The 14,777-nt window shown below is 70.5% G+C and carries 13 protein-coding genes and 1 pseudogene; 7 read left to right on the top strand and 7 right to left on the bottom strand.

What is annotated here, in order from left to right; genetic code table 11:
• The first annotated feature begins 86 nt into the window (after positions 1-86).
• The 3 genes from AMK33_RS26415 to AMK33_RS26405 all read left to right on the top strand — a co-directional run bounded on the left by AMK33_RS26415 (position 87) and on the right by AMK33_RS26405 (position 3,225).
• Positions 87-1,223 carry a GH12 family glycosyl hydrolase domain-containing protein gene (locus AMK33_RS26415; protein WP_073935462.1) on the top strand — a complete coding sequence of 379 codons (1,137 nt, stop codon included), beginning with the start codon at positions 87-89 and terminating at the stop codon, positions 1,221-1,223.
• A 193-nt stretch (positions 1,224-1,416) separates the two neighbouring features.
• The gene (locus AMK33_RS26410) at positions 1,417-2,502 is read left to right on the top strand and encodes a lytic polysaccharide monooxygenase (RefSeq protein WP_073935461.1); all 1,086 of its coding nucleotides are present in this window, start codon (positions 1,417-1,419) and stop codon (positions 2,500-2,502) included.
• A 105-nt stretch (positions 2,503-2,607) separates the two neighbouring features.
• Positions 2,608-3,225 carry a TOPRIM nucleotidyl transferase/hydrolase domain-containing protein gene (locus AMK33_RS26405; protein WP_073935460.1) on the top strand — a complete coding sequence of 206 codons (618 nt, stop codon included), beginning with the start codon at positions 2,608-2,610 and terminating at the stop codon, positions 3,223-3,225.
• On the opposite strand, the gene AMK33_RS26400 is transcribed toward AMK33_RS26405, so the two are convergent.
• Complete coding sequence (locus tag AMK33_RS26400) at positions 3,147-4,385, bottom strand: FAD-dependent oxidoreductase (protein WP_079194970.1); 1,239 nt, start codon at positions 4,383-4,385, stop codon at positions 3,147-3,149. The genes AMK33_RS26405 and AMK33_RS26400 overlap by 79 nt on opposite strands.
• 296 nt (positions 4,386-4,681) lie before the next feature.
• Here AMK33_RS26400 and AMK33_RS26395 point away from each other — a divergent pair.
• The 3 genes and pseudogenes from AMK33_RS26395 to AMK33_RS26385 form a co-directional block, all read left to right on the top strand.
• Positions 4,682-5,002: pseudogene (locus AMK33_RS26395) on the top strand (LLM class flavin-dependent oxidoreductase); the annotation flags it as partial.
• 78 nt (positions 5,003-5,080) lie between these two features.
• On the top strand, positions 5,081-5,353 hold the full coding sequence (locus AMK33_RS26390) for a hypothetical protein (protein WP_073935459.1): 273 nt from the start codon (positions 5,081-5,083) through the stop codon (positions 5,351-5,353).
• A gap of 143 nt (positions 5,354-5,496) precedes the next feature.
• Positions 5,497-6,609 (top strand): amidohydrolase family protein, encoded by a 1,113-nt coding sequence (locus AMK33_RS26385; protein ID WP_079194969.1) that lies wholly within the window; start codon positions 5,497-5,499, stop codon positions 6,607-6,609.
• On the opposite strand, the gene AMK33_RS26380 is transcribed toward AMK33_RS26385, so the two are convergent.
• Genes AMK33_RS26380 through AMK33_RS26355 form a run of 6 tightly spaced genes read right to left on the bottom strand, consistent with a single transcriptional unit; the run spans position 6,565 to position 13,025 of the window.
• Positions 6,565-7,560, bottom strand: a complete 996-nt coding sequence (locus AMK33_RS26380) for a formylglycine-generating enzyme family protein (protein ID WP_073935458.1) — start codon at positions 7,558-7,560, stop codon at positions 6,565-6,567. The two genes, AMK33_RS26385 and AMK33_RS26380, sit on opposite strands and share 45 nt — an antisense overlap.
• 21 nt (positions 7,561-7,581) lie before the next feature.
• Complete coding sequence (locus tag AMK33_RS26375; RefSeq protein WP_073935457.1) at positions 7,582-9,090, bottom strand: sulfatase-like hydrolase/transferase; 1,509 nt, start codon at positions 9,088-9,090, stop codon at positions 7,582-7,584.
• Positions 9,087-10,088: an aliphatic sulfonate ABC transporter substrate-binding protein gene (locus AMK33_RS26370; RefSeq protein WP_073935456.1), complete on the bottom strand. Its 1,002-nt coding sequence runs from the start codon at positions 10,086-10,088 to the stop codon at positions 9,087-9,089. The genes AMK33_RS26375 and AMK33_RS26370 overlap by 4 nt, the downstream gene beginning before the upstream one ends.
• Before the next feature lie 21 nt (positions 10,089-10,109).
• The gene (locus AMK33_RS26365) at positions 10,110-10,919 is read right to left on the bottom strand and encodes an ABC transporter ATP-binding protein (protein ID WP_073935455.1); all 810 of its coding nucleotides are present in this window, start codon (positions 10,917-10,919) and stop codon (positions 10,110-10,112) included.
• Entirely contained in the window at positions 10,916-11,773 is an 858-nt protein-coding gene (locus AMK33_RS26360; RefSeq protein WP_073935454.1) for an ABC transporter permease, read from the bottom strand. The genes AMK33_RS26365 and AMK33_RS26360 overlap by 4 nt, the downstream gene beginning before the upstream one ends.
• The gene (locus AMK33_RS26355) at positions 11,760-13,025 is read right to left on the bottom strand and encodes an ROK family transcriptional regulator (protein ID WP_073935453.1); all 1,266 of its coding nucleotides are present in this window, start codon (positions 13,023-13,025) and stop codon (positions 11,760-11,762) included. The genes AMK33_RS26360 and AMK33_RS26355 overlap by 14 nt, the downstream gene beginning before the upstream one ends.
• A gap of 240 nt (positions 13,026-13,265) precedes the next feature.
• Here AMK33_RS26355 and AMK33_RS26350 point away from each other — a divergent pair, with 240 nt between their 5' ends.
• Positions 13,266-14,600, top strand: a complete 1,335-nt coding sequence (locus AMK33_RS26350; RefSeq protein WP_073935452.1) for a family 43 glycosylhydrolase — start codon at positions 13,266-13,268, stop codon at positions 14,598-14,600.
• The last annotated feature ends 177 nt before the right edge of the window (positions 14,601-14,777 follow it).

Here is a 14,777-nt window from a genome sequence, read left to right as displayed (position 1 = left end):
AAACACAAATGGGAGCGCTCCCATCAATGGGGAGAGGGGAGCGCTCCCTCCGGTCGCCCCCCGCACCCTCTTGGAGAGGCCCCCGCATGCGACGGTTACCGCACCACACCCAGGCCCTGCGCGGCCTGTTCGCGACACTCCTCACCGCTCTCGCCGTGGTCGCGGCGCTGGTGACCGCGACGGCGCCGGCCCAGGCCGACACCACGATCTGCGAACAGTACGGATCGACCACCATCCAGGGCCGCTACGTCGTCCAGAACAACCGCTGGGGCACCAGCGCCACCCAGTGCGTCACCGCCACGGACAGCGGTTTCCGCGTCACCCAGGCCGACGGCTCGGTGCCGACCAACGGCGCCCCGAAGTCGTACCCGTCGGTCTTCAACGGCTGCCACTACACCAACTGCTCGCCGGGAACCGCCCTCCCCGCGCGGATCAGCGGCATCTCCAGCGCGCCCAGCAGCATCTCGTACGGCTATGTCAGCGACGCCGTGTACAACGCCTCGTACGACATCTGGCTGGACCCGACGCCCCGGACCGACGGCGTGAACCGGACCGAGATCATGATCTGGCTGAACAAGGTGGGCCCGATCCAGCCGATCGGCTCCCAGGTCGGCACGGCCACCGTGGCCGGACGCACCTGGCAGGTGTGGTCGGGCGGCAACGGCTCCAACGACGTGCTGTCGTTCGTCGCACCGTCGGCGATCAGCAGCTGGAGCTTCGACGTCATGGACTTCGTCGAGGAGACCGTCGCGCGCGGAATGGCGCAGAACGACTGGTACCTGACGAGCGTCCAGGCCGGCTTCGAGCCCTGGCAGAACGGCGCCGGGCTCGCGGTGAACTCCTTCTCCTCCACCGTCAACACCGGCGGCGGTGACCCCGGCGGCCCGGGTGAGCCCGGTGGCCCGGCGGCGTGCACGGTGTCGTACGCCACGAACGTCTGGCCGGGCGGCTTCACCGCCGACGTCACCGTGAAGAACGCCGGTTCGTCCGCCGTCGAGGGCTGGAAGCTCGCCTTCACCCTGCCCTCCGGGCAGCGCGTCACCAACGCCTGGAACGCGTCCGTCAGTCCCTCCTCGGGCGCGGTCACGGCGAGCGGGCTGGGCGGCAACGCGCGGATCGCGCCCGGCGGAAGCCAGAACTTCGGCTTCCAGGGAACCTACAGCGGCACCTTCGCCCGGCCGAACGGATTCAGCCTGAACGGCACCGCCTGCACGGCCGCCTGACCCGACCGGCGGGCCGCGCACCCGCCGTGTCCCTCCGACCCGGGGCCCGCTCTTCCTTCCTGCGCCGACAGGGCGGGCCCCGGGTCCCGCCCCCCGAACCCCCCGCCCGTCCGGTCGACGCCCCTCCCCGACGGGCGGGGCTTCCACCTCCCGCCACTCCCCGACCCATCCACTACCGGCACAGGAGATCCCCATGGCCTTAAGACGGAGATTCATCTCCTTGGCAGCAGTACTGGCCACCCTCCTCGGAGGGCTCGGCCTGAGCTTCCTCTGGCAGGACGACGCGCAGGCGCACGGCGTGGCGATGATGCCCGGATCGCGCACCTACCTCTGCCAGCTGGACGCCCTCACCGGCACCGGCGGACTGGACCCGACCAACCCGGCGTGCCAGGACGCGCTGAACCAGAGCGGCTCGACGGCGCTGTACAACTGGTTCGCCGTCCTCGACTCCAACGCGGGCGGGCGGGGCGCCGGCTATGTGCCGGACGGCACGCTCTGCAGCGCCGGTGACCGCTCCCCGTACGACTTCTCCGCCTACAACGCGGCCCGCGCCGACTGGCCCCGGACGCATCTGACGTCCGGAGCGACGGTCAAGGTGCAGTACAGCAACTGGGCCGCCCATCCCGGTGACTTCCGGGTCTACCTCACCAAGCCCGGCTGGTCGCCCACGTCCCAGCTCGGCTGGAACGACCTGGAGCTCATCCAGACCGTCACCAACCCGCCCCAGCAGGGCTCGGCCGGCGCCAACGGGGGCCACTACTACTGGGACCTCAAGCTGCCCTCCGGGCGCTCCGGGGACGCGCTGATCTTCATGCAGTGGGTGCGTTCGGACAGCCAGGAGAACTTCTTCTCCTGCTCCGACATCGTCTTCGACGGCGGCAACGGCGAGGTGACCGGCATCGGCGACTCCGGCGGCACACCGGACCCGGACCCGACGGACCCGGACCCGACGGACCCCCCGCCGCACACCGGTTCCTGCATGGCCGTCTACAACGTGGTGAACTCCTGGAGCGGCGGCTTCCAGGGATCCGTCGAGGTGATGAACCACGGGACGTCACCGCTCAACGGCTGGGCCGTGCAGTGGAAGCCCGGTGCCGGGACCACGATCGGCAGTGCGTGGAACGGCTCCCTGACCAAGGGCTCCGACGGCACGGTGACGGTGCGGAACGTCGATCACAACCGTGTGGTCAACCCCGACGGAAGCGTGACGTTCGGCTTCACGGCCACGTCGTCGGGCAATGACTTCCCGGTGGGCACGATCGGCTGCGTGACACCGTAGCCGTCCTCGACGGGCGACACCGGCGCCCGCCGGTGTCGCCCGTCCCGCGGGCCACCGGCGGAAATTCCCTACCGGTGGCGCCCGGAAAGGGTCCAGACTCGTCCCATGGCTGACATGGAGTCGTTCCGGGACGCGGTCACCGCGTGGGCGGCCGGTGGTCCCGTCGGCCCCGCGCGCGAGCTGGCGGCGCGGCTCGACGTCCGGGCGGCGGTCCTGCTCGAAGGGCTGAGCGACGCCGCGGCGGTCGACGCGCTGGCCGCGAGCCGCGGCCGGAACCTGGCGGCCGAGGGAATCTGCGTCCTGCCGATGGGAGGCGCGATGAACATCGGACGCTTCGCCCGCCTGCTCGGGCCACCCGGCCTGGGCCTGCGCCTCACGGGGCTGTGCGACGAGGGCGAACGCGGCTACTACGCCCGCGGGTTGGAGCGGGCCGGTGTCGCACGGCAGGAGTTCTTCGTCTGCGCCGCGGACCTGGAGGACGAACTCATCCGCGCACTGGGGATGACGCGGGTGGAGGAACTGGTCCGGGCGGAGGGCGATCTGCGCCCCCTGCGGACCTTCCTGAGCCAGCCCGCCCAGCGGGAACGCACCGCACAGCAGCGGTTGCGGCGCTTCCTCGGCACGAAGAAGGGCCGCAAGATCCACTACGGTCGCGTCCTCGTCGAGGCCCTCCCCCCCGAGCGCGTACCCGCCCCGCTCGACGACCTGCTCACCTGCCTCTGACCGGTGGGCGACGGGTCGGGGAAGGAGCGGTCGCCGAAGAGGACACGGCCGGCCGCGGCCCGGCCGAACGGGGTGCGCAGCAGGGCGAACGCCGCTGTGGACGCGGCCGGTGTCCGTATGTGCGCCAGGCCCCTGCGCAGGGTGAGCCGGCCCCGGAACTGTGCGCGCAGGGCGGCTCCGCTGTAGTGGGTCAACGCCTCCGGTCGCCCCGACCGCAGCGCGTCGTCGAGGACGGAGGCGGCCAGCTCCGACAGTCGCAGGCACGGGTCCAGGCCCCCGGCGGTGAGGGGTGAGACCGCGCCCGCCGCGTCGCCCACCAGGAGTCCCTCGGCACAGGCGATGCGGCGCAGCACTCCGCCGACGGGGATCGGGCCCCCGCGTCGCTCCACCGACTCGGGTCGGTCCACGCCGGCCAGCCCGGGGGCCGAGGCGCTGAACCGCTCCATGGTCCGGCGCAGGCCCTGGGGGAAGCGGTCGGCGTAGCCCGCGACCCCGACATGGGCGTGCCGCCCGTCGTTGACCACCCAGGCCAGGTACCCGGGGGCGAGCGAGGGGTCGAGGACGCAGTGGAAGGTCGGGGGTTCACCGTTCGCGGGCACCTCGAAGACTTCTTCGGCACCGACCAGCAGTCGGCGGTTGCGGTCGAGGCCGAGGTCGCGGGCGACGCTCGAACGCGCTCCGTCGGCGCCGACGACGAAACGTGCCCGGACCGCGGTCGGCCCGTCACGGTCCACCAGACAGAAGGTGTTGCCCCGCCGGCCGGCGTAGCGGGTGCCCAGCGCCAGCCGCACGCCGGCGCCGACCGCGACGGCGGCCGCCTCCTCGTACAGCGGCGCCATGTCACCCACTCGGAACTCGTCACGGTCGCTGACCAGGCTGACGGGGCGGCGCAGGCCAGGGGGATAGAGCACCACGCGCCGGATCGGCGGCCCGAGGTGTTCGTCGGGCAGCGGAAAGTCGTCGAGTGTCTTCCGTACGAAGATTCCCGTGGTGCGGATCGCGCCGGCGAGGCCGGACCGCCGCTCGGCCAGGAGCACGTCGTGGCCCTGCCGGGCGAGCAGTGTGGCGACGTGAAGGCCGGCCAGTCCGGCACCGACCACCAGCACATCCGTTTCGACCGTGTCCCCGGGGCGGTGGTGTGTGGGGGCTGCTGTGGGCATGACTGTGCTCCTTCAGGCCGTCGAAGACGGACGCTTCGATCGAATCACGATGGGAAATTATCGAAATTCGATAGATACGGCAAGCTCACGGATACGGCTCGGGCTCGCGTCGCACCCACCGCGCCGGGCGTGAAGCGGGCGTGAACCTTGTTCGCCGAAAGCGGGAAGTGACCTGTGCGCGCCCTGGCCAGTGGCGGGACCGGCCTGGACACTGGGCGGGTCGGTGACCGATCGGTCGAGGCCGGAGAGGACACGCCCATGAGGTTCAGCTACGGCCTGTTACCCGACTATCCGCTGAGGAACAACTGCGCCGCGACGGCGTCGAGCCCGCCGAGCTGAAACCCGTGATCGAGGCGATCGGCGCCGGCGATCTGGCGCGGGGCATCGAACTCACCACACCTGAGGTCGCCGAGCGGCTGTCCATCGCGGGCACCCCGGCCGAGTGCGCGGAGAAGATCCGTACCCGGATCGCGCCCAGCGGCGTGAACCACGTCATCTGCGCCCTCACCGACCGGCGGCTGGTACGGGCCTTCACCGGCCTGGACCTGGACGGTGTGGCGGACGCCGACGACCAACTTCGCCTGATACATCAGGAGATCATGCCCGCGCTGACATGAGGTGAGGACCCGGACTTCCGGAAGCACCAGACCGTCTGGAACGGCAACGGCGGGCGCACGTACTTCTACCGGAACGAGATGCCGTACGACCCGCCCAGCCGGGCCGCACGGATGAACGGCTCCGCACAGGGCAACGCGGCCTACAAGGTCGCGGACCGGGTGGCCGGCCGCCAGGCGTACGGCCTCTCGCACCCGGACGTCCGGGACGGCGGGAAAGCCACGTCCGGCGAATCCGTTCTCGTCCCGTACGCGGGCCCTGTTCCCACGACGGCCCCGGACGCGGTCGCCCGCACCCACGCGATGTTCCTCCGTGCGGAGGACGGCTGCGGCAGCCACCACTTCACCGCCTGAACGCCTGGGAGGCCGTACTCCCGAGAGGTGCTGCTCCGTCCGGTGGAATCCGTCCCCCCGACGGAGCAGGCCCGGGAGTTCGCCGGCCCGCCGTCGGGTCACCGTGGTACGACAGCAGACGGTGACAACGGACGGACGTGCACATGTCGAATTCCCGCCAGTCCGTGAGCCGGCGCAGTCTTCTCATAGCCGGCGGGGCCGCGGCGTCCGTGGTCGCCGCCCCGGACGAGTCCCGCGCTCTCGCCCGGGGGACGGTGAGACCGACCGACACGGCAGGGGACGACGCCGCCTGGCGGACGAAGATCGATGTCCATCACCATGTCACCGCTCCGGCATGGGTGGACTGGGCGGAGCGCGAAGGCCTGCTGCGGCGGCAGGAACTGCTGTGGTGGGCGCGTTGGGACGTGGACTCCGCGCTCGATGTGATGGACCGGGCGGGGATCGCGACCGCCGTTCTCCACCCCACCATGCAGGACCGGTACCGCACCCCGGCCCAGGCGAAGGAGGGGCTCACCGTCGTTTTCCAGGCGCTGACCGACCTGACGCATGAACACCCGGGCCGGTTCGCCTTCCTCTGCCCTGCCCTCCTGGACCACCCCGAAGTCACCACGTGGGCCCTCCGTCGGGCCTTTGACGACCTCGGCGCCGTCGGAGTGAGTGTGAAGGCCAACTACAACGGTGTGTATCTCGGTGATCCTTCGTACGACCGCTTCCTCGCCGAGCTCGACGAACGCTCCGGCGTTCTCTTCACGCACCCCCTGGATCTCCCGGGCAGACCACCGGGGGTGCCCACCGTTGCGGGCATCCCGAATTTCATGTGCGACTTCGCGCTGGACACCACGCGCGCCGCGGTCAACCTGATCCGCACCCGGACACTCGACCGGTACCCGCGTCTGTCAGTCGTACTGCCGCATGCCGGCGGGTTCCTTCCTCACATCGCCACCCGTATCGACGCCTTCGGTGGTTTCTGCGTCCCACCCATCGATGCCGCCCGTGTACGGGACTATCTCCACCGCTTCTACTACGACACGGCCGGTCCCCTCTCCCCCGCGTGCACCCTGGTGGCCACGGCCGGTGCCGACCGGATCCTGTACGGCACCGACTGGCCGGCCGCCTCCGTCGACATCATCACCGGCTTCACGGGGCCGGCCGTCGAGGCCGACCACGCGTTCACCGATCACCAGCGCCGCGGCATCTACCGCGACAACGCGCTACGCCTCGTCCCCGCGCTGAAGCGCGCCTGCGACACCACCTGATTCCGGGGACGACGAGTCGTTGGCGCAGCGGAAGCCCAGGTTGGCCGATGACGACTCCGGGGTGTTGGAGGAGCGGGCCGCGACCCGGTAGCGGTTGCAGTAGGAGTCGTGGCAGAGGTACGAGCCGCCGCGCAGGACCCGTGCGGTCCCGGTGTCCGGGCCGCGCGGGTCCTCCGGGGCGGAGTGGGCGTAGTAGGTGGGCGAGAACCAGTCGGCGCACCATTCCCACACGTTGCCGGCGGTGTTCCACAGGCCGAAGCCGTTGGGGCGGTAGGACTTCACCGGCGCGGTGGTGAGGTGGCCGTCCTCGGCGGTGTTGGTGTGGGGGAAGCGCCCCTGCCAGATGTTGCAGCGCCAGCGGCCGTCGGGGGTGAGGTCGTCACCCCAGGCGTAGCGGCGTCCGGCCAGGCCGCCGCGTGCCGCGTACTCCCACTCGGCCTCGGTGGGCAGGCGTTTGCCCGCCCACCGGGCGTAGGCGGCCGCGTCGTTCCACGAGACGTGGACGACGGGGTGGTTCTGCCGGCCGCCGATGTCGGAGCGGGCGCCTTCCGGGCGGCGCCAGTGGGCGCCCCTGACATTGATCCACCAGGGGGTTCCGGCCGCGTCGCCGAGGACGTCGGCGGACGGGGCGTCGACCACGAGGTGGAAGACCGCCGAGGATCCGTGGCGTTCGGCGTCGGTGACATGGCCGGTGGCCTTGACGAAGGTCGCGAACTGGGCGTTGGTGACGGCGGTCTCGTCGATGTGGAAGGGCTTGAGACGCACCGGGTGGACGGGGGTCTCGCCGTCGGCGCGGTACCCCTCGTCGAAGGCGTCGCCCATGGCGAACTCGCCCCCGGGCAGGCGGACCTGCCCGCGGGTCGAGCGCTCCCGCGCGTCGGGTACGGCCGTCTGCGCGGGCGGCACGGTGAGGGTGACCGGTGTGCAGCAGGAAGGGTGATGACTGGTCATGGGGAGTCCAGGTGCTGCCGGCTAGGGCTGGTAGGTGGATTCGTCGAGTCCGCTCAGGGTGGGGTCGTGTCCCACCTCGCCGACGTCGTACATCGACGTCATCCAGTGGTAGAAGTTGTCGCCGCGTTCGCGCAGTACGTCGTACAGGCGGCGGGTCATCCGGGAGCGGACCTCCGCCTGTTCGGGGTGGTCGTGGATGTTCTGCAGTTCGTCCGGGTCGTTCCACAGGTCGTAGAGCTCGTTGACCGAGTCGGGGTTGACGACGAGTTTGTAGCGGTCCTCGCGCAGCATGCGCTGCGGGTACGGGAAGTGGTGGCCGTGGAACTCGCAGACGATGTCCTCGTCCCAGTCCGTCTCCTCGCCGTGCGCGAGCGGCAGCAGGCTGCGCGAGTCGACCGCGGGCTTGGAGTCGATGCCGGCCAGTTCGAGGATGGTCGCCGTGCAGTCGAGCAGGCTGACGAACTCGGTGCGTACGACACCGCCGGGTGCGCCCGGGACGCGGAGCAGGCCGGGCGTGCGGTAGATGTCCTCGTACATCGCCGGGCCCTTGTCGTGCAGCCGGTGGGAGCCGGTGAACTCGCCGTGGTCGCAGGTGAAGAACACGGCGGTGTCGTCGGTCAGTCCGAGGCGCCGCATGGCCTCCATGACCCGGCCGATCTGCATGTCGATCAGCGCCACGTAGCCCCAGTAGACCGCGATGAGTTTGCGGGTGGTCTCGATCGGCATGGTGTCGAAGGTCCAGTGCGCGCTGTAGTTGCGCTGGACCGGGGGTTTGCCGTGGAAGGTCTCCGCGATGGAGCGCGGGAGTTCCACGTCGGCCGGGTCGACCAGGTCGAAGTACTCGTCGGGGAGGATGTACGGCAGGTGCGGTCCGAAGAAGTGCAGGGCGAGGAAGAAGGGTTGCTCACGTTCTCGGGAGTCCGCGGCGTACTGTTCGAGCTTCTCGATGGCGCGGGTGGCCAGGTAGTGCTCGAAGGTGGCCTCGACGGGCTGGTGCAGCCGGGCGGCGAGGAGGTTGCCGGGGCCGCCGTTGGGCAGGGTGCCGCGGATGCGGTCGCTGATCCCGTACGGCGGCAGTCCGTGCTCGTCGAGGTGGGCGAGGTAGTCCGGGTGGTCCACCGGGTTGTGCCAGCCGGGCAGTTCGGGGCCGTCGAAGCCGTAGTCGGCCGCCGTCCGCCGGGTGCCGACGTGCCACTTGCCGATGAGGCCGCAGTTGTAGCCGTTCTCCCGCAGGGCGTGGGAGAAGGTGAACTGGTCCTCGGCCAGGTCCTCGAGGTAGCCGACGTTGCGCTCGTGGTTGGCGAGCAGCTTGTGCCGGAAGGGGGCCTGACCGGTCAGCAGGCTGGCCCGGGCCGGGGTGCAGATCGCGGTGGGGGTGTACCAGCGGTCGAATCGGGTGCCCGTGGCGGCGAGTTCGTCGAGAACCGGGGTGTGCGCCAGCGGGTTGCCGTACGCGCCGAGCGTGTCCGCCCGGTGCTGGTCGGTCATGAGGAAGAGGATGTTCTTCCTGGACGTGCCGGACTGGGTCACTTACCTGCTCCGATGAAGAGGTCGCCGGTGTAGTACTTCTCGGGGTCGACGGGCTGCTCGAGCTTGCCCGCCTCGACGAAGTAGTCGTTCATGCCCTTCAGCCACTTGTCGATGGTGCCGTCCCGGGTCAGCTTGTCGAGTTCCTCGACGCCGAGCACCTTGTTGTTGGCGGCGTCGGCCTTCACCTGGTCGGCCGGGATCTTCAGCTTCTCGGCGGTGAGGGCGATGGCCTCGTCGGTGTGCTCGGACCGGAAGGCGATGGCCTCGCGCAGCACGGCGAGGACCTTCTTGACCTTCTCCGGGTTGTCGGCCACCAGTTTGTTGCCGGCCACGAAGGCGGTGGGGAAGGAGACCTCGTCCTCGAAGTCGGTGTTCTTGGCGAGTTCGACCAGGTCCGGGATCTGCTTCTTGATCGTGGCCGCCGCGGGGTACCAGAAGCCCGCGCCGTCGACCTTCTTGGAGGAGACGGCGGAGACGATGGTCGACGGGTCCATGGGGACGACCTTCAGGTCGTCCTTGGTCATGCCCGCCTTCTTCAGGGCGAGCGAGAGGATCATGTCGCCGGAGGTGCCTTCGGGAACGGCCACGGTCTTGCCCTCGAGCTCCTGCATCGAGGTGATGCCCGGCTGGGCGAGGACCCGGTCGGAGTTGCCGAGGGTGTTGATCGCGACCACCTTGGCCTGGCCCGAGGCGGGCAGCCACATCGCGCCCGGTCCTATGTAGCCGAAGTCGAGGTTCTCCGTGCCGAGCGCCTGGATCTGCAGGGGGCCGTTGGTGAAGACCTTCGCGTCCGCCGTCAGTCCGTGCTTCTTCCACAGGCCCTTGGCCTCGGCGATGGCGATGAGGCTGGCGCCGTTGAAGTCGTTGATGTAGCCGAAGCGCACCGTGTCACCGGACCCGCCGGAGGAGTCGCCGCTGCCGCAGGCGGCCAGCAGGGCCGTCGCGGCCACGCCGGCGAGGGCGGCGGTGAGGTGTCTGCGTGTGCGGGAGAGTCGCATGAGTGGTGGTCCTTTTCCGGATCAGGAGGTTGCGGAGCCGGCGGCCGCGGGGGCGGTGCGGCCTTCCTGGTGGTAGACGGAGTGCCACACGCGGTTGCGCAGTGCGGCGAACTCGGGGCTGAGGCGGAATGCCTCGTTTCGCTCGATGGCGGGGTCGACCTCGATGACGTCGTAGACGCGCCCGGGGCGGGCCGCCATGACGATCACGCGGTTGGCCAGGAACACGGCCTCGTCGACGTCGTGGGTGATGAACAGCACCGTGCGCTTGTCCTGGCTCCAGGTCCGCAGCAGCTGTTCCTGGAGTTTGACCCGGGTCAGTGCGTCGAGGGCGCCGAACGGCTCGTCCATCAGGAGGATGGAGGGGTCGACGGCGTAGGCGCGGGCGATGGCGCAGCGCTGGCGCATGCCGCCGGACAGGGTCTTGGGGAGCGCGTCGGCGAAGCGTTCGAGTCCCACGAGTTCGATGAAGTGTTCGGCCCGGCTGCGGCGTTCGGCCTTGGGCACGCCCGTGGTGCGCAGACCGAACTCGACGTTCTGGCGTACGGTCAGCCAGGGGAAGAGGGCGTACTGCTGGAAGATCACTCCTCGTTCGGGTCCCGGTCCCAGGACGGGCGCGCCGTCCACGAGGGCGCGGCCCGCCGTGGGTGTCTCCAGTCCGGCGAGGATGTTCATGAGGGTGCTCTTGCCGCAGCCCGAGGGGCCTACGACGGTGACGAACTCGTGGTCCGCGATGTCGAGGGAGACGTCGTCGAGGGCGGTGAAGGTGTCGCGGCCGAGGGCGAACGTCTTGGTGACGCCCTGGACGGATATCTTGGCCGGCTTGCTGGTCATCGGCGTTCCTGCCATCCGGTGAGCTTGCGTTCTGCGAGGAGCAGGATGCGGTCCATGAGCAGACCGAGGATCCCGATCGAGATCAGTCCGACGAAGATGGTCGGCAGGTCGTAGTAGAGCTGGGCGTTCTGCATGCGGTAGCCGAGGCCCTCCTGGGCGGCGATGAGCTCCGCGGCGACCAGGGTGGCCCAGGCCGAGCCGAGGCCGACCCGCATGCCGACGAGGATGAAGGGGGTGGAGGCGGGCACCACCACGCGGGCGAAGATGACCGCGTCCCTGGCTCCCAGCACCCGGGCCGCGTTGATCAGGGTGCGGTCGACGTTCACCACGCCCTGGAAGGTGGAGATCACACAGGCCAGGAACGCGGCGAGGAAGATGACGAAGATCTTCGGGGTCTCGTCGATGCCCATGACGACCACGGCCAGCGGGATGATCGCCAGCGGTGGGACGGTGCGGAAGAACTGGATCCAGGGTTCCATCAGGCCGCGCGCGATGCCGTACCAGCCCATGAGGAAGCCGACCGGGACGGCCACGGCGGTGCCGAGGCCGAAGCCGATGAGTACGCGGGTCAGGCTGGCGAGGACGTCCTCTCCGAGGGTCCCGTCCGCGATCAGCGTCCCGGCCCGGGAGACGACCTCCGGCGGTGTCGGCAGTTTGAAGCCGGCGGCCGCCGCGGCCCACCACAGTGCGATGCCGAGCACGACGGACACGGCGTTGAGGATCAGGGGAAGCCCGCGCCGGCCCGGCCGCGAAGGCTCCGCCGCGGTCTTCGTGGCGTTCGTGGTGCCGGCGTCGTCCGGGGCCGGGGGCGTCTGCCCGGATGGTTCGGCGCCCCGCTTCTCAAGGACGGACATGGGCGGCTCCTTCGGTGGTGGAAACGCGGGCATCTGTGTCGCCCTTCACGTCGGCGGTTTCGGGATACCTCGCCAGCAGCGGGGAGTTGTGGAAGACGGCGGCGAGGGCGCCGATAGCCCCGTCGTCGTCCGAGAGCCGCGCGGCCTCGACGACGGGACCGGCCGACGCGGTCGGGAAGAGGTCGGCGGCGAGGGTGGCGGCGACCTGCTCCACGATGACGGGCGCCAGCTGGGTGATCTCGCCGCCGATGACGACCTTCGCCGGGTTGAGGGTCATGGTCGCCGCTCCGACGACGCGGCCCAGGGCCCCGGCCGCCTCGCGCAGCACCCGGTCGGCGACGGGGTGCGCACGGGCCACGGCGTCCGCCAGGTCCCGCAGGTTCTCCAGGGGCAGACCGAACTCCCAGCAGGCCGCGAGGATCGCGGGGACCGAGGCCACCGTCTCCAGACAGCCGCGCTTGCCGCACCGGCACGGCCGGCCCGCCGGTTCGACGGTGACGTGCCCGAGCTCGCCGGCCAGTCCGGCCGAGCCGGTCACCAGGTGCCCGCCGACGACGAGACCTCCGCCGACGCCGTCCGACAGCCGTACGTAGACCAGGTCGGCGACGCTCTCGGCGCCGCTGATCGCCTCGGCGAGGGCGGCCAGACGGGTGTTGTTGTCGACGATCACCGGCGCGTCGAAGCGTTCGGCGAAGGCGACGTCCACCCCCTCCGGGGCCGGGCGGAGCACCGTCCCCAAGGGAGTGGTGCGGGGCGGGGCCGCTCCCTCCGGGGCCGGGTAGGGGCCCGGCACGCCGATGCCGATGCCCTGAAGCGCTCCGTAGTGGACACCGGCCTCGGCGCTCAGCCGCTCGACCAGGTCCAGGGCGAGTCCGGTCCGCACCTGCCAGGACGCCGTGTCGTCGTAGCGGGCCGCGCCCGAGGCCATGATCTCGTGCGAGGCGTCGGCCACGGCGACATGGACGCGTCGATGGCCGAAGTCGACGCCCATGAACTGTGCCGACGCGGGGTCGAGCGCCAGCCGCTCGGCCGGCCGGCCACTCCCCTCACGCCGGGAGGCATCGGTGTCCACGACCACGATGGCGCCTCGTTGCAGGAGGCTTCCCGTGATCTCGGACAGGGTGGTGCGGGACAGGCCCACGACCCGGGCTATCTCACCGCGGCTCATGGCGCCGTTCTCCTGCAACGCACGCAGGACGCGTTCCTCATGGGTCCGCCTGACCAGTGCGTGCACTCCGCTGGGCATCTGCATGCCGGTCAAGGTAGGGAGGCCGGATTATTTCGTCAACACTCCGACAGAAAGAAGCAACGAAGCCTTCATGAGGCCTGGTGACCTATGCCCTGAGTGGGTCGGTCAACGGGGATTATTCGTCCGAGGTGTTGACGTAAATGTGTCGGCGTTCGCATGCTGTGCGGCACACCCCCGCCACGCAGTTCGCCGTGGGCTGCCCTCTTGGGTTCCTGGCGGGGACGACGAAGGAGAACGCGACTGATGGCCGATGCCCGGAACCGTTTGCGCCGACGCTCCCTGCTGGCCGGTGCCGCCGGCGTGGGGGCGGCAGCCGCCCTTCCCGCGACCGCCGCGCAGGCCGCCGCACCCGCGCCGTCACCGGCCGCGTCGGCGCGGCGTCACCCGTCGAACTGGCCCGACCCCGAGCCGTACGGTGTCGCGGACACCCGGCTGGACCTGTGGCCGCGGGAGGACAACTCCTTCCTCCTCCCGCTCGAACTGCGCCCCCGTGACGAGGAGCTCGGCCGGGTGTGGATGCGGGACACCTACGTCAACTGCTTCGTCGTCGACGGCCGCCCGGTCTACGTCGCCACGGGCACCACCCGGGTACCCGGACTGGACGCGGCCGGCCCGTGGAACGACGGCATCTTCGTGTGGGTGGCGCCCTCGCTCAAGGGGCCGTGGAGACTGGCCGACACGACCGGCGTACGGCCGGACGCCGAGAAGGGCAAGGTGTGGTCGCCGGAGTTCGCCGGGGAGAACCGGCCCGGCCGCACGGTCGTCGCGCCCTGGCAGGAGTACTGGCACGACGACCGCTTCGGCAAGCGCGGCAACGCGTGGGCCCCGGAGGTGCACTATTTCAAGGGCCGCTGGTACATCGTCGCGTGCATGGGCGACCACTCCCGCAAGGTGGGCTCGTTCATGCTGGTGAGCGAGGGCGGCGTCGAGGGTCCGTACCGGCTGGTCGAGGGGAACCTGGAGAAGCCCTTCGGCGAGTCGTTCGTCGGAGGGCCGGCGTTCATCGAGCCCGGCGCCTACCACCACATCGACGGCGGCCTCTACAGCGAGGGCGACGACGCGTGGCTCGTGCTGCACAACGACCTCTACGCCAAGTTCCGGGACGACATGGAGGACATCGTCACGACGACGGACCTCCCGAAGTTCCGGCAGACACCCTACTCCCCCGAGCCGTACCTCGAGGGCGCGTACGTGTTCAGGTACAAGGGCAAGTACTACCTGGTCCACGCCGCGTGGGACCGCACGTCGGTCGACGCCTACGGAAGCACGCGCAACGCCTACGACCCGCCCGGGGCGGGCCGCGTGCAGTACCAGTACGACGCCGTCGTCGCCGTCTCGGACAGCTTCGAGGGCCCGTACTCCGAGCGGTGGACCGCGGGTGTCGGCGCCGGTCACAACAACTTCTTCGAGGACCACAAGGGCGGCCTGTGGGCGACGTTCTTCCGGAACCCGGCCCAGGGCTACTGGAAGGACCCGGAGCGCGTCGCCGACGCCGCCGTGCCCGGTGTCGTACGGCTGGAGTGGACCGGCAGGAAGGACGCCCGCCTGTACGTCGAGCGCCGGGATTCGAGCCGATGACAGGCGGTTGACCCGGTGAGCCGGCGTGGTTCGCCCTGCCTCGCCGGTGGCTCGCGGAGACCGGAGACGGTCTCCGCGGGCAGCCCGCGGTCCCGGCCGGCACGGGTCGTGCCCGGCACCCTGCCACGTGCCACGAGGCCGACGGACAGCGCACGATCGGAGCGGCAGGCTGGAAGT

Origin of the sequence: Streptomyces sp. CB02400 (genome assembly GCF_001905725.1) — a bacterium.
GTDB classification, from domain to species: domain Bacteria; phylum Actinomycetota; class Actinomycetes; order Streptomycetales; family Streptomycetaceae; genus Streptomyces; species Streptomyces atrovirens.
The sequence above is the reverse complement of the archived record's forward strand: the minus strand, read 5'-3'. Positions and strand labels throughout refer to the sequence as shown.

Bases quoted from the DNA above. Each gene is read 5' to 3' on its own strand.
- AMK33_RS26410 (WP_073935461.1), top strand. From the start codon at position 1,417: ATGGCCTTAAGACGGAGATTCATCTCCTTGGCAGCAGTACTGGCCACC.
- AMK33_RS26385 (WP_079194969.1), top strand. From the start codon at position 5,497: ATGTCGAATTCCCGCCAGTCCGTGAGCCGGCGCAGTCTTCTCATAGCC.
- AMK33_RS26360 (WP_073935454.1), bottom strand. From the start codon at position 11,773: ATGTCCGTCCTTGAGAAGCGGGGCGCCGAACCATCCGGGCAGACGCCC.
- AMK33_RS26350 (WP_073935452.1), top strand. From the start codon at position 13,266: ATGGCCGATGCCCGGAACCGTTTGCGCCGACGCTCCCTGCTGGCCGGT.
- AMK33_RS26365 (WP_073935455.1), bottom strand. From the start codon at position 10,919: ATGACCAGCAAGCCGGCCAAGATATCCGTCCAGGGCGTCACCAAGACG.
- AMK33_RS26370 (WP_073935456.1), bottom strand. From the start codon at position 10,088: ATGCGACTCTCCCGCACACGCAGACACCTCACCGCCGCCCTCGCCGGC.
- AMK33_RS26415 (WP_073935462.1), top strand. From the start codon at position 87: ATGCGACGGTTACCGCACCACACCCAGGCCCTGCGCGGCCTGTTCGCG.
- AMK33_RS26355 (WP_073935453.1), bottom strand. From the start codon at position 13,025: ATGCAGATGCCCAGCGGAGTGCACGCACTGGTCAGGCGGACCCATGAG.
- AMK33_RS26405 (WP_073935460.1), top strand. From the start codon at position 2,608: ATGGCTGACATGGAGTCGTTCCGGGACGCGGTCACCGCGTGGGCGGCC.
- AMK33_RS26390 (WP_073935459.1), top strand. From the start codon at position 5,081: ATGCCGTACGACCCGCCCAGCCGGGCCGCACGGATGAACGGCTCCGCA.
- AMK33_RS26380 (WP_073935458.1), bottom strand. From the start codon at position 7,560: ATGACCAGTCATCACCCTTCCTGCTGCACACCGGTCACCCTCACCGTG.
- AMK33_RS26400 (WP_079194970.1), bottom strand. From the start codon at position 4,385: ATGCCCACAGCAGCCCCCACACACCACCGCCCCGGGGACACGGTCGAA.